The 25,596-nt window shown below is 55.4% G+C and carries 23 protein-coding genes (1 of these 23 running past the window's edge); 7 read left to right on the plus strand and 16 right to left on the minus strand.

Annotated features, from left to right (window positions below; translation table 11 throughout):
* Positions 1 to 458, plus strand: the 3' portion of a protein-coding gene (locus RA157_RS05200; RefSeq protein ID WP_350335409.1) for a peptidoglycan DD-metalloendopeptidase family protein. It extends 1,507 nt beyond the left edge of the window; 458 of the gene's 1,965 nt are visible here — the last part of the coding sequence; the start codon falls outside the window, past its left edge; it ends in the stop codon at positions 456 to 458.
* Positions 459 to 516: 58 nt separating this feature from the next.
* Here the strand turns inward: RA157_RS05200 and clpB are convergent, their stop codons facing one another.
* From clpB to RA157_RS05230, 6 genes are all read right to left on the minus strand, one after another.
* Positions 517 to 3,126: an ATP-dependent chaperone ClpB gene (clpB, locus tag RA157_RS05205; RefSeq protein ID WP_350335410.1), complete on the minus strand. Its 2,610-nt coding sequence runs from the start codon at positions 3,124 to 3,126 to the stop codon at positions 517 to 519.
* Between the two features lie 226 nt (positions 3,127 to 3,352).
* Positions 3,353 to 3,949, minus strand: a complete 597-nt coding sequence (locus RA157_RS05210; RefSeq protein WP_350335411.1) for a DUF4167 domain-containing protein — start codon at positions 3,947 to 3,949, stop codon at positions 3,353 to 3,355.
* 360 nt (positions 3,950 to 4,309) lie between these two features.
* On the minus strand, positions 4,310 to 5,197 hold the full coding sequence (gene prmC / locus RA157_RS05215) for a peptide chain release factor N(5)-glutamine methyltransferase (protein ID WP_350335412.1): 888 nt from the start codon (positions 5,195 to 5,197) through the stop codon (positions 4,310 to 4,312).
* Positions 5,194 to 6,273: a peptide chain release factor 1 gene (prfA, locus tag RA157_RS05220; RefSeq protein ID WP_350335413.1), complete on the minus strand. Its 1,080-nt coding sequence runs from the start codon at positions 6,271 to 6,273 to the stop codon at positions 5,194 to 5,196. Before prfA ends, prmC begins: the two co-directional genes overlap by 4 nt.
* Before the next feature lie 51 nt (positions 6,274 to 6,324).
* Positions 6,325 to 8,592: a phosphoenolpyruvate--protein phosphotransferase gene (gene ptsP, locus RA157_RS05225; protein WP_350335414.1), complete on the minus strand. Its 2,268-nt coding sequence runs from the start codon at positions 8,590 to 8,592 to the stop codon at positions 6,325 to 6,327.
* Between the two features lie 72 nt (positions 8,593 to 8,664).
* Positions 8,665 to 9,921, minus strand: coding sequence for an aspartate kinase (locus tag RA157_RS05230; RefSeq protein WP_350335415.1), 1,257 nt, complete (start codon positions 9,919 to 9,921; stop codon positions 8,665 to 8,667).
* A 223-nt stretch (positions 9,922 to 10,144) separates the two neighbouring features.
* Between RA157_RS05230 and ubiG the strand changes: the two genes are divergently transcribed.
* On the plus strand, positions 10,145 to 10,897 hold the full coding sequence (ubiG, locus tag RA157_RS05235) for a bifunctional 2-polyprenyl-6-hydroxyphenol methylase/3-demethylubiquinol 3-O-methyltransferase UbiG (RefSeq protein ID WP_350335416.1): 753 nt from the start codon (positions 10,145 to 10,147) through the stop codon (positions 10,895 to 10,897).
* A gap of 38 nt (positions 10,898 to 10,935) precedes the next feature.
* Here the strand turns inward: ubiG and RA157_RS05240 are convergent, their stop codons facing one another.
* The 4 genes from RA157_RS05240 to RA157_RS05255 form a co-directional block, all read right to left on the minus strand.
* Positions 10,936 to 11,364, minus strand: coding sequence for a DUF1178 family protein (locus RA157_RS05240; RefSeq protein ID WP_350335417.1), 429 nt, complete (start codon positions 11,362 to 11,364; stop codon positions 10,936 to 10,938).
* On the minus strand, positions 11,361 to 12,218 hold the full coding sequence (locus tag RA157_RS05245; protein WP_350335418.1) for a carbon-nitrogen hydrolase family protein: 858 nt from the start codon (positions 12,216 to 12,218) through the stop codon (positions 11,361 to 11,363). Before RA157_RS05245 ends, RA157_RS05240 begins: the two co-directional genes overlap by 4 nt.
* Positions 12,219 to 12,320: 102 nt before the next feature.
* Complete coding sequence (grxC, locus tag RA157_RS05250; protein ID WP_350335419.1) at positions 12,321 to 12,578, minus strand: glutaredoxin 3; 258 nt, start codon at positions 12,576 to 12,578, stop codon at positions 12,321 to 12,323.
* A gap of 78 nt (positions 12,579 to 12,656) precedes the next feature.
* Positions 12,657 to 13,424, minus strand: coding sequence for a ComF family protein (locus tag RA157_RS05255; protein ID WP_350335420.1), 768 nt, complete (start codon positions 13,422 to 13,424; stop codon positions 12,657 to 12,659).
* A gap of 38 nt (positions 13,425 to 13,462) precedes the next feature.
* Here RA157_RS05255 and RA157_RS05260 point away from each other — a divergent pair, with 38 nt between their 5' ends.
* A complete protein-coding gene (locus RA157_RS05260; protein ID WP_350335421.1) occupies positions 13,463 to 14,332 on the plus strand; it encodes a methyltransferase domain-containing protein in 870 nt (289 codons plus the stop codon).
* A gap of 86 nt (positions 14,333 to 14,418) precedes the next feature.
* Here the strand turns inward: RA157_RS05260 and RA157_RS05265 are convergent, their stop codons facing one another.
* From RA157_RS05265 to secA, 4 genes are all read right to left on the minus strand, one after another.
* Positions 14,419 to 14,589, minus strand: a complete 171-nt coding sequence (locus tag RA157_RS05265; RefSeq protein ID WP_350335422.1) for a Flp family type IVb pilin — start codon at positions 14,587 to 14,589, stop codon at positions 14,419 to 14,421.
* Between the two features lie 104 nt (positions 14,590 to 14,693).
* The gene (locus RA157_RS05270; RefSeq protein WP_350335423.1) at positions 14,694 to 16,493 is read right to left on the minus strand and encodes an SLC13 family permease; all 1,800 of its coding nucleotides are present in this window, start codon (positions 16,491 to 16,493) and stop codon (positions 14,694 to 14,696) included.
* Positions 16,494 to 16,577: 84 nt separating this feature from the next.
* Complete coding sequence (locus RA157_RS05275; protein WP_350335424.1) at positions 16,578 to 16,703, minus strand: hypothetical protein; 126 nt, start codon at positions 16,701 to 16,703, stop codon at positions 16,578 to 16,580.
* Positions 16,704 to 16,981: 278 nt separating this feature from the next.
* On the minus strand, positions 16,982 to 19,660 hold the full coding sequence (secA, locus tag RA157_RS05280; RefSeq protein WP_350335425.1) for a preprotein translocase subunit SecA: 2,679 nt from the start codon (positions 19,658 to 19,660) through the stop codon (positions 16,982 to 16,984).
* Positions 19,661 to 19,925: 265 nt separating this feature from the next.
* On the opposite strand from secA, the gene RA157_RS05285 reads away from it, so the two are divergent.
* The 4 genes from RA157_RS05285 to mutT are packed head-to-tail and all read left to right on the plus strand — an operon-like array spanning position 19,926 to position 23,216.
* The gene (locus tag RA157_RS05285; protein ID WP_350335426.1) at positions 19,926 to 20,759 is read left to right on the plus strand and encodes a peptidylprolyl isomerase; all 834 of its coding nucleotides are present in this window, start codon (positions 19,926 to 19,928) and stop codon (positions 20,757 to 20,759) included.
* Between the two features lie 18 nt (positions 20,760 to 20,777).
* Entirely contained in the window at positions 20,778 to 22,019 is a 1,242-nt protein-coding gene (gene argJ / locus RA157_RS05290) for a bifunctional glutamate N-acetyltransferase/amino-acid acetyltransferase ArgJ (RefSeq protein ID WP_350336157.1), read from the plus strand.
* The gene (locus RA157_RS05295; RefSeq protein WP_350335427.1) at positions 22,019 to 22,801 is read left to right on the plus strand and encodes a GNAT family N-acetyltransferase; all 783 of its coding nucleotides are present in this window, start codon (positions 22,019 to 22,021) and stop codon (positions 22,799 to 22,801) included. Before argJ ends, RA157_RS05295 begins: the two co-directional genes overlap by 1 nt.
* A 7-nt stretch (positions 22,802 to 22,808) precedes the next feature.
* Positions 22,809 to 23,216 carry an 8-oxo-dGTP diphosphatase MutT gene (gene mutT, locus RA157_RS05300; protein ID WP_350335428.1) on the plus strand — a complete coding sequence of 136 codons (408 nt, stop codon included), beginning with the start codon at positions 22,809 to 22,811 and terminating at the stop codon, positions 23,214 to 23,216.
* Here mutT and RA157_RS05305 read toward each other — a convergent pair.
* Together RA157_RS05305 and RA157_RS05310 are read right to left on the minus strand one after the other, a co-directional pair.
* Positions 23,213 to 24,286 carry a L,D-transpeptidase family protein gene (locus RA157_RS05305; protein ID WP_350335429.1) on the minus strand — a complete coding sequence of 358 codons (1,074 nt, stop codon included), beginning with the start codon at positions 24,284 to 24,286 and terminating at the stop codon, positions 23,213 to 23,215. The two genes, mutT and RA157_RS05305, sit on opposite strands and share 4 nt — an antisense overlap.
* Before the next feature lie 169 nt (positions 24,287 to 24,455).
* Positions 24,456 to 25,412, minus strand: coding sequence for an acetyl-CoA carboxylase carboxyltransferase subunit alpha (locus tag RA157_RS05310; RefSeq protein WP_350335430.1), 957 nt, complete (start codon positions 25,410 to 25,412; stop codon positions 24,456 to 24,458).
* Between the last annotated feature and the right edge of the window lie 184 nt (positions 25,413 to 25,596).

Genomic DNA, 25,596 nt, shown 5'->3' on the forward strand with positions numbered 1-25,596 from the left:
GCATGCGGCGCCACCCCATTCTCGGGATCCGCAAGATGCACAGCGGTGTTGACTGGTCTGCTCCGCGCGGAACACCAATTCTGGCGGCAGGCAATGGTACGATCACCCATGCCGGCTGGAAACGCGGTTATGGCAAGTTCACCACCATCCAGCATGCCAACGGATATGAAACCGCCTACGCTCACCAGACGGCTTTCGCAAAAGGGATCCGCCCCGGAACGCGCGTCCGGCAGGGTCAGGTTATTGGCTATGTGGGGTCAACCGGCCTCTCAACCGGACCTCATCTGCATTATGAAGTGCGAGTCAATGGCCGACGGGTAAACCCGATGCGCATCCGGCTACCACGGGGTCGTGTACTCGACGGGACCATGCTGACGGATTTCGAGCAGCAGCAGAAAAGCATTGATGAGCTGCTTTACGAGGATAGTTCCGGCAAACGAACACTGGCAGCGAACTGAAGAAACGCAAACGGGGCATGGAAATCCATGCCCCGTTTTTGATTCACCATCATATGGGTCAGGCTGCGATCACATCACCCGCCTGCGTCTCAAAGAACAGGTGATCTCCCTTGGCTGTCACAATCAGAGACTGGCCATCTGAAATATCACCAGACAACAGTTTTTCAGCCAACAGGTCCTGTACATAACGCTGGATAGCCCGTTTCAGCGGGCGCGCGCCGAAAGCCGGGTCATACCCCTTGTCTGCCAGCCAGCTTGTGGCCGATCCGTCAAGCTCCAGTTCAATCTGCCTGTCTTTCAACAAAGCCTGCAGCCGCCTGATCTGGATTTCGACAATCCGCCCCATCTGCTCTCGCTTGAGCTTGTGAAACAGCAGGGTCTCATCCACACGATTGAGAAATTCGGGGCGGAAATGCCCTTTCACCGCATCCATCACCGGCTCGCGGACCGTATCCACGTCAGCACCATCGGCCAGAGACGTCATGAATTCGGCACCAATATTGGATGTCATGATCAGAAGCGTATTGCGGAAATCAACGGTCCGACCCTGACCGTCTGTCAGGCGTCCATCATCAAGAACCTGCAACAGTACATTGAACACATCAGAATGCGCTTTTTCGATCTCGTCAAACAGGACAACCTGATAGGGACGACGGCGCACAGCTTCCGTCAGCGCACCGCCTTCCTCATACCCCACATAGCCGGGAGGCGCACCAATCAGACGAGAGACAGAATGCTTCTCCATATATTCTGACATATCCAGCCGAACCATGGCCGTTTCATCATCAAACAGGAAATCCGCCAGAGCCTTGGTGAGCTCGGTTTTCCCAACGCCTGTCGGTCCAAGGAACATGAAAGACCCGATCGGCCTGTTTGGATCCTGCAGTCCGGCCCGGGATCGGCGCACGGCCTTAGACACAGCCTGGACAGCATCCGACTGACCAACAACACGCCGGGAAAGGCCATCTTCCATGGACAGGAGCTTCTCACGCTCCCCGGACAGCATCTTGTCAACCGGCACACCGGTCCAGCGGGAAACGATATGCGCGATATGGTCCGGGTTGACGGTTTCATCCAGCATGGATCGACCGGTCTCTTCCCCGTCTTTTTCAGCGTCTGCCTCAGCCAGTTTCTGTTCGAGGTCAGGAACAATTCCGTAGGCAAGCTCACCGGCACGCGCCAGATCGCCCTGCCGCTGTGCCCGCTCCAACTCACTTCTGGCCTGATCCAATTGCTCTTTCAGATCCTGCGTATCTGAGAGTTTGGACTTTTCCGCCTGCCAGCGCTGAGCAATCGACTGGGACTGGTCTTCAAGATCAGCAAGCTCTTTCTCAAGGCGTTCGAGCCTGTCTTTCGATCCCTGATCAGTTTCAGCCTTCAGGGCTTCGCGCTCAATCTTCAACTGAATAATCCGGCGGTCCAGCTCATCAAGCTCCTCCGGCTTGGAATCGACCTGCATGCGCAGACGGGACGATGCCTCATCCACCAGATCGATCGCCTTGTCCGGCAGAAAACGGTCGGTAATATACCGATTGGACAAGGTTGCCGCTGCAACAAGGGCAGAATCAGCAATACGAACACCGTGATGCAGCTCGTATTTCTCTTTGATGCCACGAAGAATGGAGATCGTGTCCTCCACGTTGGGCTCACTGACAAAAACAGGCTGGAACCGCCGAGCAAGCGCTGCATCTTTCTCAACATGCTGGCGATACTCATCCAGCGTGGTCGCTCCAACACAATGGAGTTCACCACGAGCCAGGGCAGGTTTCAGCAGATTGGAAGCATCCATGGCCCCGTCTGCCTTCCCGGCTCCAACCAGTGTATGCATCTCATCAATAAACAGGATGATCGAACCATCCGCTGATTGAACTTCCGACAGAACAGCCTTCAGACGTTCCTCAAACTCTCCCCGATATTTCGCACCGGCAATCAGCGCGCCCATATCGAGAACCATCAGGGCTTTGTCGCGCAGTGATTCAGGGACGTCACCATTGAGGATCCGCAGGGCTAACCCTTCGGCAATTGCTGTCTTGCCAACCCCGGGCTCGCCAATCAGAACAGGATTGTTCTTTGTACGCCTGCTGAGCACTTGAATTGTTCTACGGATTTCCTCATCGCGACCAATAACCGGGTCCAGTTTGCCGTCGCGTGCATCCTGTGTCAGATCGCGCGCATATTTCTTCAGCGCATCATAGCCATTTTCGGCTGACGCCGTATCTGCAGTGCGGCCCTTGCGCAGTTCATTGATCTGGCGGTTCAGCGCATCGGCTGTCACGCCGCCATGTTTAAGCGCCTTCCCGGCTTCTGTGCCTGTCTCAAGACATAAAGCCAGCAGAAGCCGCTCAACGGTCACAAAGGAATCGCCCGCCTTGGTCGCAATTGATTGCGCCTTCTCAAACACCCGGGCCAACGGTGCTGCAAGATAGATCTGACCATTACCGCCCTCCACCTTGGGCAGTTTTGACAGGGCCTGGTCATTGGCCTTGATAATATCCGCAACCCGACCGCCTGATGCGTCGATCAATCCGGCGCAAAGGCCTTCGGAATCATCCAGCAGAACCTTGAGCACATGCTCAGGCGTGAATTGCTGATGTCCCTGGGCAAGGGCACTATTCTGCGCAGACTGAATGAACCCGCGCGAACGTTCAGTAAATTTTTCAAAAGACATCTGGTTACCCTCTTTAGCCCGCTGACCTCGCCCATAATGGCACGCGATCAACGACTCGAACCAATTTCAAGCACAGCTCCCAGACAGGCAAGCTGCATCATTAATATAGGGCCGACCAACCGTCACAAAAAGATGCAGCCGCACAAAATCAGAAGGGGCCAGGCCAAACAAAAAAGCCCGATCGCATGATCGGGCTTTCTCAAATCCGGATGAACCTTTCAGGGTTCTATTCTTCAGCAGGCGTCGCCTCAGCTTTCGGCGTACGCCGACGCGGCGCACGGCGCGGAGCCGGGGCAGCGCCCTCTTCATCACCTGCAGATGCTGTAACAGGCTTTCTCGGAGCACGAGGCTTGGAAACACGACGACGCGGTGCAGGCTTGTCTGCATCCCCATCGTCAGAAGCCTGCATCATCGACATGGCGGCCAGGCCATTTTCGCCTGCGTCTTCGCCCCTGTCTGCAGCGGGAGTATCAGAAGCAGCCTTCTCGCCATGTCCGGATCCGTTCACCTGCTCCGCAGCAACGCCGGTTTCCGCCAGAACTTCATCAGATCCCGGAACAGCAACATCGCGAGGCTGGCTCTGCTCAGCTTCGCGCGTCTGCTGAGCCTGTGACTGGGCAGCAGCGACAATACGAGAATAATGCTCAGCATGCTGAAGATAGTTTTCAGCGATTACGCGATCACCGGCCGCCTGAGCATCCCGGGAAAGAGCAAGATACTTGTCAGCAATATGAAGTGCAGTTCCTCTGATTTTCACATCAGGGCCATTGCTCTCATATGTACGGCTTAGTGGATTCGGGCCCTTACGATTACGGCCACGCATTCTTTTGTTAGACTGTCCTTGCCTCATCACGCCATTCTCTATTCAGCGTCTTGCCAGGTGATCCAGGATCACGGCAGGTGCTGTCGGCTACGTGTTACAGGGAGTTTACACTGAAGAGTGCTCGGCCTCACCCAATCCGTTTGCAATCGAACCATGCAGAAGCACCAGCTCGAAAGCCATCCACGCCAATCATGACACAGAAACTAAATCAACGGGTCCCAGACCCATCTCCCGGTTGCCTTGAAGGAAAGCCCGATGCGACAAGCAATCAGTCAAGCGCCTTTCGGTGAACGGACCCTAGCTGTTTCATCAGGATTTTCCAAGCCTTTTTTATAAAACAATCGGGACAAAACCGTCTTTTTATACCTCAAACCATATGACGCGATCCTGTTGCTCCAAATCACGCACCAGATGAGGTTCCCTACCGGAGGTTTCTCGCACAATTTCAGCCACCGCCCTGCCCTGGTCGTATCCGATTTCGAAAAACCCGGCGCGCAATCCCGAAGGCTTGTTATGGGCAACCATCAGCATCATCGTTTCATAGGCAATCAGGCCTGACAGGCCACCATCAAGAGCTCGCATCGGATCATGACACCGGACCTCCTCAGACAGGGTTTTAATAACCGGGGTGGCGATATAGGGAGGATTCGAGACCAGCAGGTCACAGGCGCCAATCACGTCCAGATATGATCCACAGACTGGGAAAAAGCGTGCACCGACACCAAGATTTTCAGCATTGCTGCGCGCGACCCTTAACGCATCAAGACTGATATCAAGAGCGACACATGTTGCATTCGGAAGTTCATGCAGAAGGGCAATAGCGATACAACCGGTTCCGGTTCCGACATCCACAAGGCGCAGAGCCTGGCTCCGCCCACCATTGTGATCAATCCAGTTCAGGACGGTTTCAACCAGAACCTCTGTATCCGGTCGCGGCTCAAGCGTCTCCGGCCCCAGCCTGAAGGAAAGACCCCAGAAGTCCCGGCGCCCCAGGATGCGGCCGACCGGCTCCTGCGCAACCCGGCGAACAAGCCACTCATTCAGTAGGGCGCATTCCTCACCGGACAGGGCAAGATGTCCGCTTGTAATCAGACCCGCACTCTCCGTCTGGAAGGCTGCAAGGCAGAGGTGGCGGGCATCCAGCGCTGGATTGTCCAGCCCTGCGGCCCTGAGATGATCGCGAAACAGCCTGACAGCCTGCTCTCGCGTTACATCTGGTGTAAAGACCTCATTCGGAATGACCGTCATGCATCCTCATTGTTCTCGGACAGCAGCAACTGCGTCTGATGATCGAGAATGAGCGCATCTACGAATTCCTCAAGACCTTCACCTTCGAGAACCTTGTCGAGCTTGTAGAGGGTCAGGTTGATGCGATGGTCAGACACCCGGCCCTGGGGAAAGTTATAAGTCCGGATCCGTTCCGAACGATCTCCTGAACCCACCTGGTCACGACGGTCTGCGGCGCGTTCTTCCTGCGCCCGGCGGCGCTCTTCATCAAACAGACGCGACCGAAGAACCTTCATCGCCTGAGCCCGGTTCTGATGCTGCGATTTCTCTGCTGAAATCACAACAATCCCTGTCGGGATATGGGTAATCCGAACAGCGGAATCAGTCGTGTTCACATGCTGACCGCCAGCCCCGGAAGCCCGCATCGTATCAATCCGGATATCCTGATCGAGAATCTCGATATCAATATCTTCCGCCTCCGGCAAAACCGCGACCGTTGCAGCAGATGTGTGAATGCGGCCACCGGATTCTGTTTCCGGCACCCGCTGCACACGATGCACTCCGGATTCAAATTTCAGCCGGGCAAAAACCCCGGCACCAGCAACAGAGGCGATAATCTCCTTGTAACCGCCCACATCACCCTCACTCACCGACATGACCTGGACACGCCAGCCGTGGAGTTCGGCATACCGCTGATACATGCGGAAGAGATCTCCGGCGAAAAGAGCCGCTTCGTCACCACCGGTACCAGCGCGGATTTCCAGAATGGCACTCTTCGTGTCAGCCGCGTCCTTGGGCAACAGCAGAACCTGCACCTCGCCCTCAAGCGCCTCAAGTCGCTCTTCAAGGTCCGGTTTTTCAAGTTCAGCCAGCTCCACCATCTCCGCATCACCGGATTGCAGCAGATCGTCAATGCCTTCCAGTTCCGTCCGGATGGACTTGAGTTCCAGAACCTTCTGCGCCACCGGCTCAAGATCCGCATATTCTCTCGAGAGCTTCACATAGACATCAGCCTCCGGCCCGGATGCCATCTCGGACTGGATAGCCTCAAAACGGGCAAGCAGGCTGTCAAGTTTGGATTCGGAGAGCTGAACCATTCAGAATGTCCATTTCAAAAGCAGGATAGAGACGACGAGATACGAGTCTGGCTAAATCGGAATACGATGAGCCTTTGCATAGGCTGCGAGCTCCGTCCGAACATCCGACAGATCATCGGAAACACCGATAAGTGGAGAAATCGTCTTCTTCAGATCTTCCAGATCCACAGCGCGCACCATGGATTTGATAGGACCGATAGACGCTGGCGTCATCGACAGCTTGGTATAGCCGATAGCCAGAAGCGCCAGCGCATCCAGAGGTCGCCCGGCAATCTCGCCACAGAGCGTAACCGGCACATTATACTCGTCCGCTTTCCTGGCAATCTGCCTCAACAGCCGCAGAAACGGAACACTCAGCGTATCATAACGATTGGCAACCCGCGTATTGCCCCGGTCAACGGCCATGAAGAACTGCATCAGATCATTCGACCCGATGGAGATGAAATCAACACGCTGCAGCAGCTCGTCAATCTGGAACACCAGAGACGGGACTTCCACCATGGCACCAAGCTTCAGGCTTTTCGGCACAACATGACCAAATTTGGTGAGATGCCTGATCTCGGCTTCCACCAGCTCCCGGGCCTGGTCGAACTCTTCAACCTCGGTCAGCATCGGGAACATCAAACGCAGGTCCCGGCGCGCGGCAGCATGCAAAAGCGCCCGGACCTGGGTTCTGAGCAGGCTCGGACGATCAAGGCTGATCCGGATAGCCCGCCAGCCCATGGCCGGGTTTTCTTCAGGAGACGTTCTGAGGAAAGGCAGAACCTTGTCCCCTCCCACGTCAATGGACCGGAAGGTCACCGGACGCGACCCCGCCGCATCCAGAACCTGAGCATAGAAATTTCTCTGTTCCGTCATCCGGGGAAAACGGGATGCCACCATGAACTGGAGTTCGGTCCGGAACAGACCGATACCAACCGCACCGGACGCTTCAACATTGGGGAGATCGACCAGCAGACCCGCATTCATCAGGAGATCAACAATCGCTCCGTCAAGTGTCTGTGCGGGCTGGCTGATAAGCTGCTGATATTCTTCCTGCCGCTTGGCACGGAACCGGACTTTCTCGGCATAGGCGGCTTCCACATCCGCAGCAGGGCGCAGATGCACGGTTCCTGCATCACCATCGACGATGATCGCATCACCATCTTCAACCAGAGCCGTCGCATTCTCTGCCTGGCCGACCGTTGGAATGCCAAGGGACCGCGCGACAATAGCCACATGGCTGGTCGGCGCACCTTCCTCAAGGATGAGGCCACGCACGGAACCATGCTGATAATCAAGAAGCTCAGCCGCACCCATATTACGTGCAACGATCACCGCATCCCGATGCATGTTACCAGCAGAATGCCCATGCGGACGGCCCACCAGCTCACGCAGGAGGCGGTTGGCAAGATCATCAAGATCATGAAGCCGCTCGCGAAGGTAGGGATCCATCGAACGCATCATGCGCGCGCGCGTATCATTCTGCACGCGTTCCACGGCCGCTTCCGCCGTCAGGCCTGCATCAAGCGCTTCCCTGATTCGCCGCACCCAGCCGCGGTCATGAGCAAACATCCGATAAGCTTCGAGAATGGCCCGGTGTTCCCCGGACCCGGCAATCTTGCTGTCATCCAGAAGGCGGTCCACAGACAGACGCAGATTATTGATCGCTTCATCAAGACGCGTGCGCTCATGCTCACTGTCTTCTGCAATAAGGTCGGTTACAACAACCCTCGGGTCGTGCAGAACCACATGCCCCAACCCGATACCTTCCGCAAAAGATGCCCCCTCAAGGGCAACGGGCCGCAGCAGGTCAAGATCAACACCGGTCTTGCCTATCTCTTCAAGCTCGCCAGCAGCGATCATCTCGGCAAGGACCATGGCTGTGGTCTGAAGGGCTTCGACCTCTTCCTCGTTATAGGATCTCTGGGTCTTATTCTGGACAACCAGAACCCCAAGGGTCCGTCCTGCCCTGAGAATAGGCACCCCAAGGAAAGAGTGGAACTGATCCTCACCGGTCTCCGGCCGGTAGGCAAAGGCCGGGTGCGACTGGGCTTCAGACAGGTTCAATGGATGCGCGTCAGCTGCAATCGTCCCGACCAGACCTTCACCGACGCACAGATTGGTCAGGTGAACAGCTTCGCGCTTCAGGCCTTCGGTCGCATAAAGTTCAAGCAGATTGTCGGAGCGCAGAACATAGATCGAGCAGACCTCGGTCACCATGTTGGATGCAATCAGCACAACAATCTTGTCGAGCCTGTCCTGCGGGCTGATCGGCTCAGCCATCACCTCCCGCAAACGGCGCAACAAAACGCGCGGTCCAATTAGACTTGCCCGCATCCAACACTTCTCCGTTGGCAACCACCATTCAAGCGGCTGCCAGGTTCAACGGCTTTGCCTGAGCAACCCCTGTCAGGCAGCCTGATCCAGACCGTAGATCGAATGCAGGGTCCGAACTGCAAGCTCAGTATAGGCTGAGTCGATCAATACGCTGATTTTGATTTCAGATGTGGTAATGGCCCGGATATTGATGCCCTTCTCAGCCAGCGCCTGGAAGCACTGGGAAGCAACACCCGCATGGCTGCGCATACCGATACCGATTACGGATACCTTCACCACATCGGTTGATCCCTGCAGAGCATCAAATTCGATTTCCGAACGTGAGCTCTCGATCACATCACGCGCGCGCTCATAGTCGCTCGTTGGCACGGTGAACGAAATATCGGCCTTCGATCCATCTTCCGAAATATTCTGGACGATCATGTCCACATTGATATTGGCATCGGACAAGGGCGCAAAAACGGCAGCGGCAATGCCCGGCTTGTCCGCGACATTGCGCAGCGACAGCTCAGCTTCGTCCTTGGAATAGGCGATGCCCGTTACAACCTGCTTTTCCACGATTTCATCCTCATCACAAATTAGAGTGCCCGGAGGGTTGCCATATTCATCAAGCTGGCTGTCTTCGGGATCACTGAAGCTCGAGCGAACAAAGGTTCGCACATTATGGACCATGGCCAGTTCAACCGAGCGCACCTGCAGAACCTTGGCACCAAGAGATGCCATTTCCAGCATTTCTTCAAAAGACACCCGGTCCAGCCTGCGCGCCATGGGAACGATGCGCGGGTCCGTGGTGTAGACGCCGTCCACATCTGTATAGATATCACAACGGTCAGCATTGATGGCAGACGCAATGGCAACAGCACTGGTATCAGAACCGCCGCGGCCAAGCGTGGCTATTCTATTATCAGGGGCAACGCCCTGGAACCCGGCAATCACTGCGACCTGACCACCGCTGATCCGCTCAATCAGAAGAGAGCCATCAATATCAGCAATACGGGCCGCCCCATGGGCTTCATTGGTCTTGAGCGGAATCTGCCACCCCTGCCAGGACCGGGCATTAACACCCATGGACTGCAGAACAATGGCAAGAAGGCCTGACGTCACCTGCTCCCCGGAGGATACGACAGCATCATATTCCCGGGCATCATGCAGTGGAGATGCTTCCTTGCACCAGCCAACCAGTTCATTGGTCTTGCCTGCCATGGCTGAGACAACAACAGCCACCTCGTTGTCCAGATCCACCTCACGTTTGACATGACGGGCCACATTCCGAATTCGATCCAAGTCCGCAACGGAAGTTCCGCCGAATTTCATGACCAAACGCGTCATCAGCTAAGCACTCATATTCTGAAGAAATAGGGTTCCGGATTCTCAATGTCTCGTGCGCAGAGCACCAGACGCGGCGTATTCATACAGCCCATGACCCAATGTCGCAAGTCAGTGTTTGATCCGTCTTTTGGCTTGACATTTAACCACTGACCGACGACCTCACTGATAAAGGCTCAATTGACGAGCAGACTTATGGTTTCCTGCAGGATTCGGAGATTACCACATGGCAGACGATCAGAACCCGCGCACCACGGTGGATGATGCCGAGGTAGAACGCTTTTCTGCAATGGCCGACCAGTGGTGGGATCCGACGGGAAAATTCCGTCCCCTGCACAAGTTCAACCCCGTTCGTCTTGGATATCTCAAGGAAACCGTCTGCCGGCATTTCAACCGTGACATCAACGACCCCGAGGCTTTCAAAGGTCTCAGACTGCTGGATATCGGCTGTGGAGGCGGTCTTCTCTCTGAACCCATGGCCCGGCTTGGTGCGAATGTGATTGGTGCAGATGCCTCAGAGACCAATATCCGCATCGCTCAACTCCACGCCGAGCGCAGTGAGCTGTCCATTGACTACAGAGCGACCACGGCAGAGGCTCTGGCTGATGCAGGCGAACAGTTCGACGTGGTTCTCAATATGGAAGTTGTCGAGCATGTGGCGGACGTCAAGCTGTTCATGACGGCAACAGCACGCATGGTCAAACCCGGCGGACTGATGTTTGTCGCGACCATCAACCGCACCTTGAAGGCCTATGCGCTGGCCATTGTGGGTGCGGAATACGTGCTGCAATGGCTGCCCAAAGGAACGCATCAGTACGAAAAGCTGGTCAAACCGTCAGAACTTGAAATCGCACTGGCGCCAACGGGCCTTGAAGTGATTGATCAGACAGGCGTCAGTTTCAATCCACTCACCGATCAGTGGATCAGAACATCCGACATGAATGTGAATTACATGATTGTCACGCACCGGCCCGAGTAACAAAGTCCGAGTAGCGCGGTCGGAATTGGCAGAACTGGTCAGTTTCTGTCTTCGGGAAGCTCCGGCAAGGGCATGAAATCGACACCTTCGTCGATCAGCTCTCTTGCTTCATCCGTTGTGGCCTCACCATAGATGCCGCGGTGCTCCACCTCTCCGTAGTGGATACGACGCGCTTCTTCTGCGAATTTGTCACCCACATAGTCAGCGCTCTCAGTCACTTTGTTGCGCAGCTCTTTCAGAGCCTCCACCATCTGCCGCTGTTGCTCTTCCTGCGCCACCATGGCGGTGACCGTCTTCTTGCGGCTGGTGGAAACAGCAGGGGCCATCAGGGTTTTTGTAACCGTACCGGACCCGCATGTGGGGCAGGACAGAACACCCAGGTCAGCCTGGCGCTCAAAGTCGTCAGCCGATCGGAACCAGCCCTCAAACTCATGCTTCATATCACATTGAAGACTGTATTTGATCATGATGCCGCCTCGGCATCGTCCGCAAGCCCGGCCATCTGGATAGAGAAATGCCGGTCATGAGAGAGAGCCGGTATCCGACTGCGGGCCTTTTCAGTCAACTGAGGATCAATCTCAGCCGTGATAAAACCAGGTCCATCTTCCGCCTCGGCCAGGATTGCGCCCCATGGATCGATAATCATCGAATGTCCATAGGTCCGCCTTCCGTCATCATGCGCTCCGCTCTGCGCAGCAGAAAAGACAAAACACCCGGTTTCAATTGCCCTGGCCCGGAGCAGTACATGCCAGTGCGCCCGACCGGTCTGTTCAGTAAAAGCGGCTGGAATCGCGACGAAATCGGACCCTGCCTTTGCGTAAGTCCGGTAAAGATGGGGAAAGCGCACATCATAACAGATAGAGAACCCGAGCCGCCCCCAGGGCAGGTCGGCCAGAACCGCATCCTGTCCGGCCTGATAGGACGCCGATTCCCGATAACTTTCTCCACCGGCCAGATCCACGTCAAACATATGCAGCTTGTCATAACTAGCCTGCAGACGGCCATCTGTACCGAACAGATAAGCCCGGTTGGCAAGATGGCCATCATCAAGGCGCACAGCAACGGACCCCACATGGAGGGCAATCTTCAGATCCCGCGCCAGACCGGAAAAAGTGGCAAGAACCTCGTGATCGGTTTCAGCGGTTACTTCATCTTGCATGGATGCACGATCAAGCTCCATGATCGTCGTCATTTCCGGCGTCAGCACATAATGAGCACCCTGCCCGGCCGCGGCTCTGACAAGAGCTTCAGCTTCCTTCAGATTATCGCTGACTTTCCGGCCTGAGCACATTTGCACACAGGCCGCTCGAAATGACGTCATGGGTATCCCGTTCTGAGGATCTGCATTCAACAATCACCGAACACAGAAACAAATCAATTTCATTCCTGCAGGTTGTTATCCGGTGATGAGTTTAGCCCGAGTTCAGGCCGCAAGCAATTTATCCAGCTTGCCGTCCCACTCAAGGTCAAACAACTCATCACAGCCACCAACGTGCTTGTCGCCGATAAAAATCTGCGGGAATGTTTTCTTGCCATTTGCCTTCTTGACCATTTCCGCCTTCAGAGCCGGAGAGTATGTGGCGTCGTGCTCCTTGTATTTGGCACCCTTCTTTTCCAGAAGTTTCTTCGCACGAGAGCAATAGCCGCAAAACTGGCGGGTATAGATTGTTACTTGCGCCATCTATGGTCTTCCTTTGTCTGTGTCAGAATAAACGGTCCAGAACGGGTTCCAGAACTCTGACAGAAAATATTTCCGGCCTTATATGGGAGATCCCCCCGGCGCTGCAACCCTTGCAAAGGTCACAACATCGACAGAACGGCATCCTCCCCGCAGAAGCGCACGTGTACAGGCATCCACCGTCGCTCCGGTTGTCAGGACATCATCGACCAGCAGAACCGACTTGCCAAAGAAACTGGCACGACCGTTATCGGTCACACGAAAGGCACCCTGAACATTACGCTTGCGATCCCGGGCAACCAGTCCCACTTGCCGGATTGTCGGCTTGATTCGTTCAAAGCCGTCAAAATCCACAGCAATTCCCGAGAGGCACCCAAGAGTTCTGGCAAGCTCCGCAGACTGATTGTAACGTCGCTGCCAAAGGCGTCTTCTATGCAATGGCACAGGCACAATAAGATCCGCATGCGCCAGAAGGTCTCCAGCAGCACGCAGAAGCATAGGACCGAGAAAATGGCTCAGTTCCGGCTGGTCCAGATATTTGAAACGGTGAATGACACGCTGGACACGCTCATCATAAAGAACCGCAGCCCGCGCCCGGCCGAAGGGCGGCGGGTTAGCAATAGCCTCCGCAGACAGAGCACCAGAACCGATATCATAGGCAAAGGGTATTCCAAGGCGTTCGCAATAGGGCCGCTCAATCCAGTTCAACCGGGACCAGCACTGCATGCAGAACCCGTCTCCGGATGCAACGAGTATACGGCAAGACGGACAGAATGACGGCAAAAGCCAGTTCAGCGCAGCTCGTCCAATCCCGGAAACAGTTGCTCGTTCAATCGGATTGCGCAACATAGATCACTCGTACCGTTTTCATATGTTGATCTTGCACCATGACAAGCAGACTCTTCAACCGACAGCAGCAATTTGCCATTCAGGCTCGCGCTCTGAGATATCATGGCAACAAGGCAACCTTTCTGTATGAAGCTGCTGTTGATGATATTCTCGACCGCCTCAGTGTCATCTCCCGTGACTTCGCGCAAACCGTGGCTCTGACAGACCCGACAGGCTATTTGTCAACCGGTCTCCGCGCGCTCCCGAACATTGGCCAGATCACAAGAACAGCATGGTCCCAGGATCAGGACCCGGACCTGGTCACAGATGAGGAAGTCCTGCCCTTTTCCCGGGAAACACTCAATCTGATTGTGAGCCCGATTGCACTGCAATGGGCCAATGACCTGCCGGGAATACTGATTCAGGCGAGGCGGGCACTGAAGCCAGACGGCCTGTTGATTGGTTCAATGCTGGGCGGCGAGACGCTTTACGAGCTGAGAGATGTGCTGACAACTGCAGAACTCGAGTTGAGAGATGGTGCAGCACTGCGCGTCATCCCGTCACTGGATATCCAGACAATGGGCGGTCTCCTGCAGCGGACCGGTTTCAGCCTTCCTGTCATTGATCAGGACGCAATCACAGTTCGCTACAGCACATTTATCGATCTGATTCGGGATATCCGAGCCATGGGCGGCACATCGGCTTTCGCTGACAAAAGAACCCCGGCCCTCAATCGATCAATCCTGCACCGGGCTGAAGCGCTCTATCAGGAAAAATATTCCGATTCCGACGGGCGTATCCGCGCCACATTCCAGATCATCTCATTTTCCGGCTGGGCACCGCATGAGAGCCAACAGCGCCCTCTTGAACCAGGCGGCGCAAAGCAGCGTCTGGAAGACGCTGTCCGAGCTTTTGACAAGGACAAATAGACCTTGCCTGGCAACCATAGGAAAGAATGGAAATGGGCAAAAAGATCAGAATCGCGAAAAAATAAGAGTCTTTGAAATAAGAGTCTTTATTGACCCGACGCACCTGACGCAGAAATCAGATTACCCAGACGTCCGAAAATATCATCAATTGGCGTATCATCCAGCGCAGCAAGACCAAGAATCGAAATCATAGCCAGAATCAGGCCATATTCTACGGCCGTGGCTCCTCGATCATCTTTCAGGAATTTGCGCAACATTGATATCAGATCCCCTGCAGTTGCCGCTATTATCTCCCCGATCCGTTGATGAAGAATGAAGAAGCAGCTCCACAGCTAAACTAATTTCTAAAGACCAGGCTCTGCTAAAGCGGCCAGAAAAAGAGAATGGACGGCACCGCGACGGCAATCACAATCAGCTCAAGCGGCAGGCCCATCCGCCAGTAATCGCCAAAAGCATATCCGCCGGGCCCCATGATCAGAGTATTGTTCTTGTGTCCGATCGGCGTCAGAAAAGCGCAGGATGCCGATATGGCAACTCCCATAAGAAAAGCGTCCGGATTAACCTGTAGCGTCTGGGCAATCTCGATAGCAATCGGGGCCGCAATCACGGTTGTCGCGGTATTGTTCAGAACATCCGACAGGGTCATGGTTACAACCATCAGGAGAGCCAGAACCACGGGCGCCGTATAACCATCTGTCAGCGTAATGATACCCGAAGCGATAAGCCCTGTCCCTCCGGCCTGTTCCAGAGCGGAACCAAGGGGAATCATCGACCCCAGCAGAACCACGACTGGCCATTCAATCTGATCATAGACCTCACGGAGCGGCACGATATTCAAAAGAACATAGAGTACCGCCGCACAGGCCAGAGCCACAGGCAGATAAACCAGCCCGAAGCTGGCCAGAGCAATGGCTGCGGCAAAAATCAGGGCAGCGGGAAGCGCCTTGCTTCTTTGCGTGACACTCAGTCCGCGCTCAGCCAACGGCAGACATCCAAGCCATTGCGTTACATCAGACAACCGTTCTGATGGTCCAAGAAGCAGAAGGACATCGCCCGCCTCAATCGGAAGCTTTCTCACACGGTTCCGGAATTTCCTGCCCTGCCGAGAAACGCCCAGAAGCGTCACACCCTGCCTGTAGAGCAAGCCAAGGGACAGGGCGCTCCGTCCGTCAATCCGTGCATCCCGTGGCACCACAACCTCGATAAGAGACATGCCGCCAGCAGCGGCTTTCGCATGATATTCTTCGCCCGCATATTCCAGCGTGAGCAATCCGCGCAGGCGATCAATCGCATCAGGCCTTGCCTCAACAACCAGAATGTCACCCGCAGCAATCTCCTCAAGTCGCGCCCTTCCGGGCTTGCGCTTTCCATTCCTGACCAACCCGATCAGCGCAGCGTCAGCCTCTTCAGCGGTGTCATCAAGATCTGCTATACGCTGGCCAACCGCACCGGATCCTTCCGGCACCAGAAGTTCAGCGATATAATTTTCGATCTCGAAGCCCGCTTTTTCTCCGTCACCGCCATTGCCGGCGCGTGGAATCAGACGCCAGCCCACAAGCGCGATAAAGGCAATCCCAACCACCGCACAGATCAGGCCAACCGGTGCAAAGTCGAACATGGCGAACGGTTGCCCCAAAGCCTGTTCCCGGAATGCTGCAATGATGATATTCGGCGGCGTGCCAATCAGCGTGAAAAGCCCGCCGAGAATAGTCGCAAATGCCAGCGGCATCAAAGTGAGGCCAACGGCCCTGCCAGCACGTTTGGACGCCTGTATCTCAACCGGCATCAGAAGCGCCAGAGCCGCCACATTGTTCATAAAGCCGGACAACAGACCGCCAAGACCACCAATCAGGCTTATATGACCAGGCAGACCACGAGCCGGGTCAATCAGATGGCGTGTCAGGACGTCGATGGCACCGGAATTAATCAACCCGCGGGACACAATCAGCACTAGGGCAACAATGACCGTTGCCGGATGGCCAAAGCCGCTAAAGGCGTCTTCCTTCGGAACGAGCCCAAGCAGAAGCGCTATCAGCAGCGCGCAGAATGCCACCAGATCGTACCGGAAGCGCCCCCATAAAAGGAAAACAAAAACCAGCCCGAACAGGGAAAAAAGCGCAATCTGATCAAATGACATGAAAAACCCGATCTCAAGCCCCATCAAAGAGACCCATTATCGGGCTGTCACAATCGGATAGCAATGGAGATTGGGGGTATGGTCCCGGTCAGCAGAAAATTGCCAGCCTTACTGAGCAACAATCGCTGTCTGAGATGCCGTCTCGGTATTGGCTGCGTTAGCCAGAACAAGGCCAGCTGCGCCATAAAGAGCGATACCAAATACAAACGCAATAATCTTTACTGAAAGACTCATCTGTCCCACGTCCCCTAGAAACTCAATTTTGCCATATTGATCATATGGTCTTGGTGTCGTTCACATGCCCTTCAGAATCTGGTGAGTCTGAAGTTGGGCATTCTTTCGCACGTGCATGTTGAAAACGGAACCCCTTCCCAGCGATTTCATCACAGAAATCCCCACAACCATGCCCGGCCAAGGTTAATGTTTTATGTCTGTTGCGATGCAGCAACAGTATTTTTGTACCAAAAAGTCAAAAAGCCCAGCCTGAGCTGGGCTTCAAGAGATCATAGCGATCAGTATTTGCCGTGGCAATGTTTGAACTTTTTGCCGGATCCACAAGGACAAGGCTCATTCCGTCCAACCTTGCCCCAGGCTTCCGGATTCTCTTCATCAGAGAGCGCGGCAAGCTCAACGTCATTTTCACCGGTCAGCGGATTGATATGTTCCGCGTGCATTTCAATCTCATCCGGCTGATCAAAGCTCGGGGCCTGCTGAAGTTCAAATTGCAGCAACTGCCCTGTCACCATGATACGCAGATTGCTCAGCATAGCCTCAAACAGGCCAAAGCTCTCGGTCTTGTATTCCTGAAGCGGGTCACGCTGGCCATAACCGCGCAGCCCGATCACAGCACGAAGCTGATCAAGAGTTGACAGATGCTCACGCCAGAGGTGGTCAAGCGTCTGCAACAGAACAGCCTTTTCCACCTGCTGCATGACGTCCGGACCAAAACGCTCGGACCGGGCGGTGGCCAGCTCGTTTGTCGTCCGCGTAATCCGCTCGCGGATTTCATCATCCGCAATGCCTTCTTCCTTGGCCCATTCATCAATCGGCAGATCAAGGCCGAGAACTTCCTGAACCTGTGCCTTCAGACCTTCCGTATCCCACTGCTCTGCATAGGCTTTCTCGGGGATATGCTTCTGCACCATATCCTCGATCACTTCCTCACGCATGTCAGCAATAGTCTCAGCGGTATTCTCGTCGCTCATCAGCTCAAGGCGCTGCTCGAAAATGACCTTACGCTGGTCATTCATCACATCGTCAAACTTGAGAACATTCTTACGAATGTCGAAGTTGCGCGCCTCAACCTTTTTCTGGGCACGCTCAAGCGCCTTGTTGACCCAGGGGTGAACAATCGCCTCACCCTCTTTCAGGCCGAGTTTCTGCAGCACGCCATCCATCCGGTCTGAGCCGAAGATACGCATCAGGTCATCCTGAAGCGACAGGAAAAACTTGGAACGCCCAGGGTCACCCTGACGACCGGAACGGCCACGCAACTGGTTGTCGATCCTGCGGCTCTCATGACGCTCGGTCGCCATCACATAGAGACCACCAGCGGCCAGAGCCTGTTCTTTCAGCGTAGCAATCTCATCGCGGATAGCCTGTTCTTTTGCATCCCGCTCAGAACCTTCTTCCATCTCGCCCAGCTCATGGGCAATCCGCATGTCCGCATTGCCGCCAAGCTGAATGTCCGTTCCGCGGCCCGCCATATTGGTGGCAATGGTGATTGCACCGGGCACACCGGCCTGCGACACGATAAAGGCTTCCTGCTCGTGATAGCGGGCATTCAGGACCTGAACATCCTTGACGCCTTCCTTGCGCAGCGCTTCCGCCAGAAACTCGGACTTCTCGATGGATGCCGTACCCACGAGAACCGGCTGCCCGCGCTCGCGGCAATCTTTCAGCAGCTCAATGATAGCGTTGTATTTCTCATCAACGGTCCTGTAGACCTCATCATCCTCATCAACACGCTGAACATCCACATTCGTCGGGATATCAATAACATCAAGGCCATAGATATCGAGGAATTCATCCGCTTCGGTCATGGCCGTACCGGTCATCCCGGCCAGCTTATCATACATGCGGAAATAATTCTGGAACGTGATGGACGCCAGTGTCTGGTTTTCCGGCTGGATGGTCACGCTTTCCTTGGCTTCAAGCGCCTGGTGCTGGCCTTCCGCGTAACGGCGTCCGGGCATCATGCGGCCGGTAAACTCGTCAATGATGACAACTTCATCATTGCGGACGATATAGTCGCGGTCCCGCTCAAACAGCTTGTGGGCCCGCAAGGCCATGTTCAGATGATGAACAACGGAAACGTTCTCCACATCATAAAGGGACTCGCCTTTCAGAAGGCCCGTTTCCATCAGCATGGTTTCGAGCTTTTCCGTACCGGCCTCGGTAAAGGATGCAGATTTCTGCTTTTCATCAAGCTCGTAGTCATCCTCTTCAAGACGCGGGATAACAGCATCAATCAGAGTATAAAGATCAGAGCGGTCTTCGATCGGGCCGGAGATAATCAGCGGCGTTCTGGCCTCATCGACGAGAATCGAGTCCACCTCATCGACAATGGCAAAGTAGTGCCCGCGCTGAACCATCTCCTCCTTGTCCATCTTCATGTTGTCACGAAGATAGTCAAAGCCGAACTCGTTGTTGGTGCCGTAGGTGATGTCAGCGGCATAAGCCTCTGCGCGCTCTTCCTCTTCCAGACCATGGACAATGATACCGGTCGTCAGACCGAGAAAACCGTAGATCTGCCCCATCCACTCCGCGTCACGACGGGCCAGATAGTCGTTGACCGTCACCACATGAACGCCTTTGCCGGTCAATGCATTCAGATAGGTCGGCAGAGTGGCAACCAGCGTCTTGCCCTCACCAGTCCGCATTTCCGCAATAGACCGATCATTCAGCACCATGCCGCCAATCATCTGCACATCATAGTGACGCTGACCCAGCACACGTTTTGCGGCCTCACGAACCGTCGCGAAGGCCGGCACCAGAAGGCTGTCCAATGTTGCCCCGTCGGCAAGCTGTTTCCTGAACTCATCCGTGCGAGCACGCAATTGCTCGTCAGATAGTTTTTCCAGTTCCGCTTCCAGCGCATTGATCTGGGCGATACGAGGGGAATACGACTTGACGCGGCGGTCATTCGCTGAGCCAAAAATCTTGCGCGCAAGCGCACCGAGGCCGATCATCAAGAAGTCCTTTCTGAGCCAGCAGCAGCCGATTGGCGCGCGGCATTCTGATCGTCAAAATAAGTCGCACGGATCAATATGATCCGCGGGCCCCGTTTTCGCGGTTTCTGCATCCTATTTCAACAAAAAACCGTGACACGATGGACGGAAGGCCGAACGAGAGATAAGAGTGGTCCGGAGTGTTGTCAACTGACCGGATCGATCCGCAATCAGGGCCCGTTTCCCGTGGTTTTGAACTTTCGGTCCTGAACAAGGAAGCCGTCTTATGATCTCTTCTCTTCGCCCGGTGGCTTTTGCAGCCGCGACTCTTCTGACTTCAACCCTTGCCATCGGCTCAATGACCGGGCTCGCATCGGCAGAAGACAGCAAGATTGTCGCCAAGGTAAACGGGCAGGTGATCACCGAGTCTGATATCGAATTCGCATCCATCGATTTCCAGGAGCAACTGGCCCGTGTCCCGGAAGCCAACCGGAGACAGACCATTATTGACCTCCTCGTTGACACATTTGTGTTTGCGGAAGCTGCAGAAGGCCAGAATCTCGACAAGAACGAGACATTCGAAAAACGGATGGCCTTTCTCCGTCGCCGTGCCCTGCGCAATGCCTATTTCTCCGAAGTGGTCGAAAAAGCTGTAACGGACGCGGATATCAAGGCCCGCTATGATCAGGAAATCGGTCAGATCACACCAGAGCAGGAAACCCGCGCCCGGCATATTCTGGTCAAGACGGAAGACGAAGCCAAAGCCATCATCAAGGAACTTGATGGCGGCGCTGATTTCGCAGAACTCGCAAAGACCAAATCAACCGGCCCCAGCGGCCCGGGTGGTGGTGATCTCGGCTATTTTGCCCATGGCCGCATGGTGAAACCCTTTGCCGACGCCGCATTCTCCATGGACATCGGCAGCCACAGCAAAGAACCGGTTCAGACACAGTTCGGCTGGCACGTCATCAAGGTGGAAGATCGTCGTTCCCAGGAACTGCCGAGCTTTGAGGCCGTCAAGGATCAGGTGCGCGATATCGTGATTGCCGACAAGCTTCAGTCTGTCCTGAAAGACCTGAAGGACAAGGCGAAGATCGAAATCATCAAGCCTGCTGAGTAAGATAAGTTTTTGGGGGTTATCATGGACGCAGTTTCACCATTTGCGCCCGCAGACTATCCGGATTTTCCGAGTGTTGAGGGCGTCCGCTTTGCAACTGAGGCTGCCGGAATCAAATATCAGGGCCGGACGGATGTCCTGCTCACCCTGTTTGATCCGGGTACGGAGGTGGCCGGCGTTTTCACAACATCCCGCTGCCCGTCAGCACCGGTTGAATGGTGCCGGGCGCATCTCGCTGGTGGCAAGGCCCGTGCTCTGGTGGTCAATTCCGGCAATGCCAATGCCTTTACCGGCATGAAAGGCCGAAACACCGTCAAGGCCACAGCCGATTTTGCGGCAGAAGCCGTCGGATGCGCGCCTGAAGAGGTTTTCCTGGCTTCAACCGGCGTCATCGGCGAGCCCATGGATCCCGCACCCTTTGGGCAGGTTCTCAAAGGCATGACCCAAGCTGCTTCAGATAATCGGCTGCTGGACGCGGCACGGGCCATCATGACCACGGACACGTTTCCGAAAGCCGCCAGTCGCACCGTCGGGATAGGCGGCGTGCCGGTGACCATCACCGGCATTGCCAAAGGTGCCGGGATGATCGCACCGGATATGGCGACCATGCTGTCCTTCATCTTCACCGATGCACCTGTTTCGGCAAAAGCCCTCCAGGCCATGCTGTCGAAAGGAGTCAAGGACACCTTCAACGCCATCACCGTCGACAGCGACACCTCCACCAGCGACACGGTCATGCTGTTCGCCACCGGCAAAGCAGCCGACAGGGGTGCACCACGCATTGAGGAAGCCGGAGATCGCAAGCTCTCCGGTTTCAAGAAAGCCCTGAATGATCTTCTCCGGGAGCTGTCCCATTCTGTGGTCAAGGACGGCGAAGGCCTGCGGAAATTCGTCGAGGTCCAGGTCACAGGCGCAACATCCAAAGCGTCAGCCCGCAAGATCGGCAAGTCAATTGCTGATTCGCCTCTGGTCAAAACCGCTGTTGCAGGAGAAGACGCCAACTGGGGTCGGGTGGTGATGGCCGTCGGCAAGGCCGGGGAATCTGCGGACCGGGACAAGTTGGCCATCTGGTTTGGCGATATCCGGGTAGCCGTTGGTGGGGAACGGGATCCGGATTATTCCGAGGATGCCGCCTCGGCCTATATGCAGAACGCGGAAATCGTCATCCGGGTTGACCTGGGACTGGGACGCGGCAGGGATACGGTCTGGACCTGTGATCTGACCAAGGAATATGTGGCCATCAACGGAGATTATCGGAGCTGATGACCCATGATCTGGCATTGGTCAGGAGATTGGAAGACGCCAATCTCTCGGCCTGGCCATCAGAAACCGTACTCAAGGACGGGGATTGGGTCATCCGCCTGACCCCCGGCCATCCATCACGCCGCATCAACTCCTTCTACGCGCTCAATCCCGAAGATGATGCGAATATCGAAGACCGATTCGCCAATGCGCGCGCTATTTTCCAGCGGAAGACCATTCCGGCTTTCTATCGGTCGACCCCGCTGACATCACCTGAAATCATCTCATTCCTGAACCGGACGGGATGGCGATGCCTTGATGTGACCCATGTGCTCACAACGACCCTCGAGCAGCCTGTTCATCCAGAGAGGAACACGTGTGAGTTTGAGGTCAGCTCTCATCTGACAGACCCTTGGCTGTCCAGCTATGTGAATTGTTCCGGCCTCACCGAAAGTGCACGGCCTGCTCTCGAACGCATTCTTCAACGTGTGCACCATCCGGTTCGGTTTATCCGGATTCTGGAAGACGGGTCCTGCATTGGGACAGCCGCCATAATCCTTGATAATGAATGGGCCGGACTGTTCGAGATTGCGGTCCATCCATCAGCGAGAGGCAAAGGGGTCGGCAAGCAGATCATTGCCGCCTCCCTGGTGGAAGCCAAAGCCGCCGGGAGCAGTAAGGCGTGGCTCCAGGTCGTTGAAGACAATCATCCGGCCTATGCCATCTACAAGGCGTTTGGCTTTCGCTATCAATATGATTATGCCTATTGGCAACCGGCGGATTCCGTCAAAGACGAAGCGTAGAAATCACATGAAGAAAATGGTTCTGGTATCAGCCTGCGCGCTGATCGATACAGATGGACGGATCCTGATCGCTCAGCGTCCGGAAGGTAAATCTCTGGCCGGACTATGGGAATTTCCAGGCGGTAAAGTTGAAGCCGGAGAAACACCGGAAGAGACACTGATTCGCGAGCTGGAAGAGGAATTGGGGGTCAGCACCCATGAATCATGTCTGGCGCCGCTCAGCTTTGCCAGCCATACCTATGACGACTTTCATCTGCTGATGCCACTCTATGTCTGCCGGAAATGGAACGGTGTTCCACAGCCTCTAGAAGGGCAGGCCATCAAATGGGTTCGCCCGGGTGTCCTGCGTGACTACCCTATGCCGCCAGCGGACGACCCGCTCATCGCACCACTGATAGACCTGCTCGGACCCTAATCCGTAAACCAGGAGAAGCTGGGCAACAGGCCGCCTGCCTCACCATCCGCTTTGCGCTTTGGATTGGGCGCAGGCTTGGGCGGTTCAGATGACTTGACGGCCGTACTGGTGTCAGCGTCTGCCGACCCGGGCACATCAACGGCATCAGGTCCTTTGGCACCCAGCAGCGCCGCCAGTTTCTTTTCCCGCTCTTTCCAGCGCTTGTCACGCTCTGCCGCGTCAGCGATGGACTGAACCGCCAGTTCAAACGCGCGATCATCCGCAGCGGTTTTCTGCTCCACGGCAAAAGCCAGCCGTTCCGGCACAGAATAGGCCGGGCATTTGCCGCTGGCCGAGAAATTATTGCCGCCGTCAGCTTCCGCATTGAAGATATAACGGCGATCGCAGACATCCACTTTCGGAACCTGCTTCGTCAGCTCGAAATGATCATGCCCGCGCTTAAGCATCCGCCAGAAATCAAGATGCTCATTATCCGCGTAGCGCGCCAGGTTTTCCGGAGTCATGCGGAACGGATAGGCCTGGATCTGAAAGCCTTTTTGCCCGCCCTTGAAAGCTTCACGCGCCAGCGCATAGATCTCACCTATCTGCTCATCCGTCATGGCATAGCACCCACGCGATGAACAGGCACCATGAACCATCAGATGACTTCCTGTCCGCCCGTGTGACCGGTCAAACTTGTTGGGGAAGCCCATATTGAAGGACAGGTAATAGCTTGAGTTGGGATTCATCTGGGCCGGGGTGACGGTGTAAAACCCTTCCGGAGCCTGACGATCACCTTCCTTGAATTTCGGCCCGACCTTGCCGGACCATTTGCAGATGTCATAGGTCTTCATCAGACCATATGTGCCGTCATCCTTTTCTTTCCAGACCTCAAGCTGGCTTTCTTCCTTGAAAATGCGCAGCAGAATAGGATCTTCCGGGGCCATGCCTCGGGATTTCATGTCGGCAAGGGTTGCATAGGGAATAGGCTCAAGATGCTTGGCATCAAGCAACTCGTCCGTGTTACAGGCCGCAAGAGCGGAAAGCCCAACCACTACGAAGCCGGTCTTCAGAATCTGTCGAAGGCGCATCCGTTACCCCATACTCGTGCAACCACGGCCAAAACACACCGTAATTGTTGAGACTACATGGTACCTGTTGACATCTCGTTACGGCAAGGAAAACCCTGCCGATAACACATTTGTCAATCAGCTGCCGCGCACCTTATGAACGGATTGGTACGAAAAGAAGGCCAGTCGTTTATCCGAGCGAGCGCCCGATTTCGAGGAACTTCCGACGACGGTGAGCCCGGATCTCGTCACCAGAGAGGCCCTCAAAGCGCTGGAACCCATCGGCAATCGCATCGCCTGCGCTCTGCAGTACAGCGCCCGCGTCACGATGCGCACCACCCATCGGTTCAGGAACGATACCGTCAATGACACCAAGCTGCTGAAGATCCTGCGCCGTGATCTTCATATTGGTCGCCGCGTCCTGTGCCCGGGTTGAATCCCGCCACAGGATTGAAGCTGCACCTTCCGGTGAGATCACGCTGTAGATGGAATGCTCCAGCATCAGCACATGGTTGGCTGTAGCGATCGCAATCGCACCACCGGATCCGCCTTCACCAATCACCAGGGTGACATTGGGCACTTTGAGAGACAGACAGGCATCCGTTGAACGGGCAATGGCTTCAGCCTGACCGCGCTCCTCAGCACCAATCCCCGGATAGGCTCCGGCCGTATCAACCAGCGACAACACAGGAACACCGAACCTGTTGGCCAGCTCCATGATACGGACAGCCTTGCGGTAGCCTTCAGGGCGGGCCATGCCGAAATTGTGCCGCAGCCGGGCTTCTGTATCAGAACCCTTTTCCTGACCAAGGATGGCCACGGACTGTCCGCGGAACCGCCCGAACCCGGCAACAACAGCCTCATCATCGGAAAACTTCCGGTCACCGGCCAGCGGCGTGAAATCCGTAATCAGCGATTTGACATAGTCCATGCAGTGCGGGCGCGCCGGATGACGGGCAACCTGCGTCTTCTGCCATGGTGTCAGCTTGGAATAGATATCCTGCAGCGCCTGCTCAGCCTTGGCTTCCAGTCGCTGAATATCTTCTTCAATCTTGACCGAGTCACCCTCGGTCGCCAGCGCCCTCAGCTCCTGTACCTTGCCTTCAAGATCAGCAACCGGTTTTTCAAACTCAAGAAATGTCCGCATGAAAGTATCGCGCCCGACGTGTCACACTGGGAGGAATTTGCGCCTGTCTGGCAAGCGAGTATGGCCCAAACAAGGCAAACTCACTGACCGCAGCCCCCCGCTTCATTGCGGCGCACACTGGCCGCAATGACCGCCTATGTCAAGACAAGCTTACAGGCATCGTAAATTTCCGGAAGGCCAGACA

Origin of the sequence: Coralliovum pocilloporae (assembly GCF_030845175.1) — a bacterium.
Lineage (GTDB): Bacteria > Pseudomonadota > Alphaproteobacteria > Rhizobiales > Cohaesibacteraceae > Coralliovum > Coralliovum pocilloporae.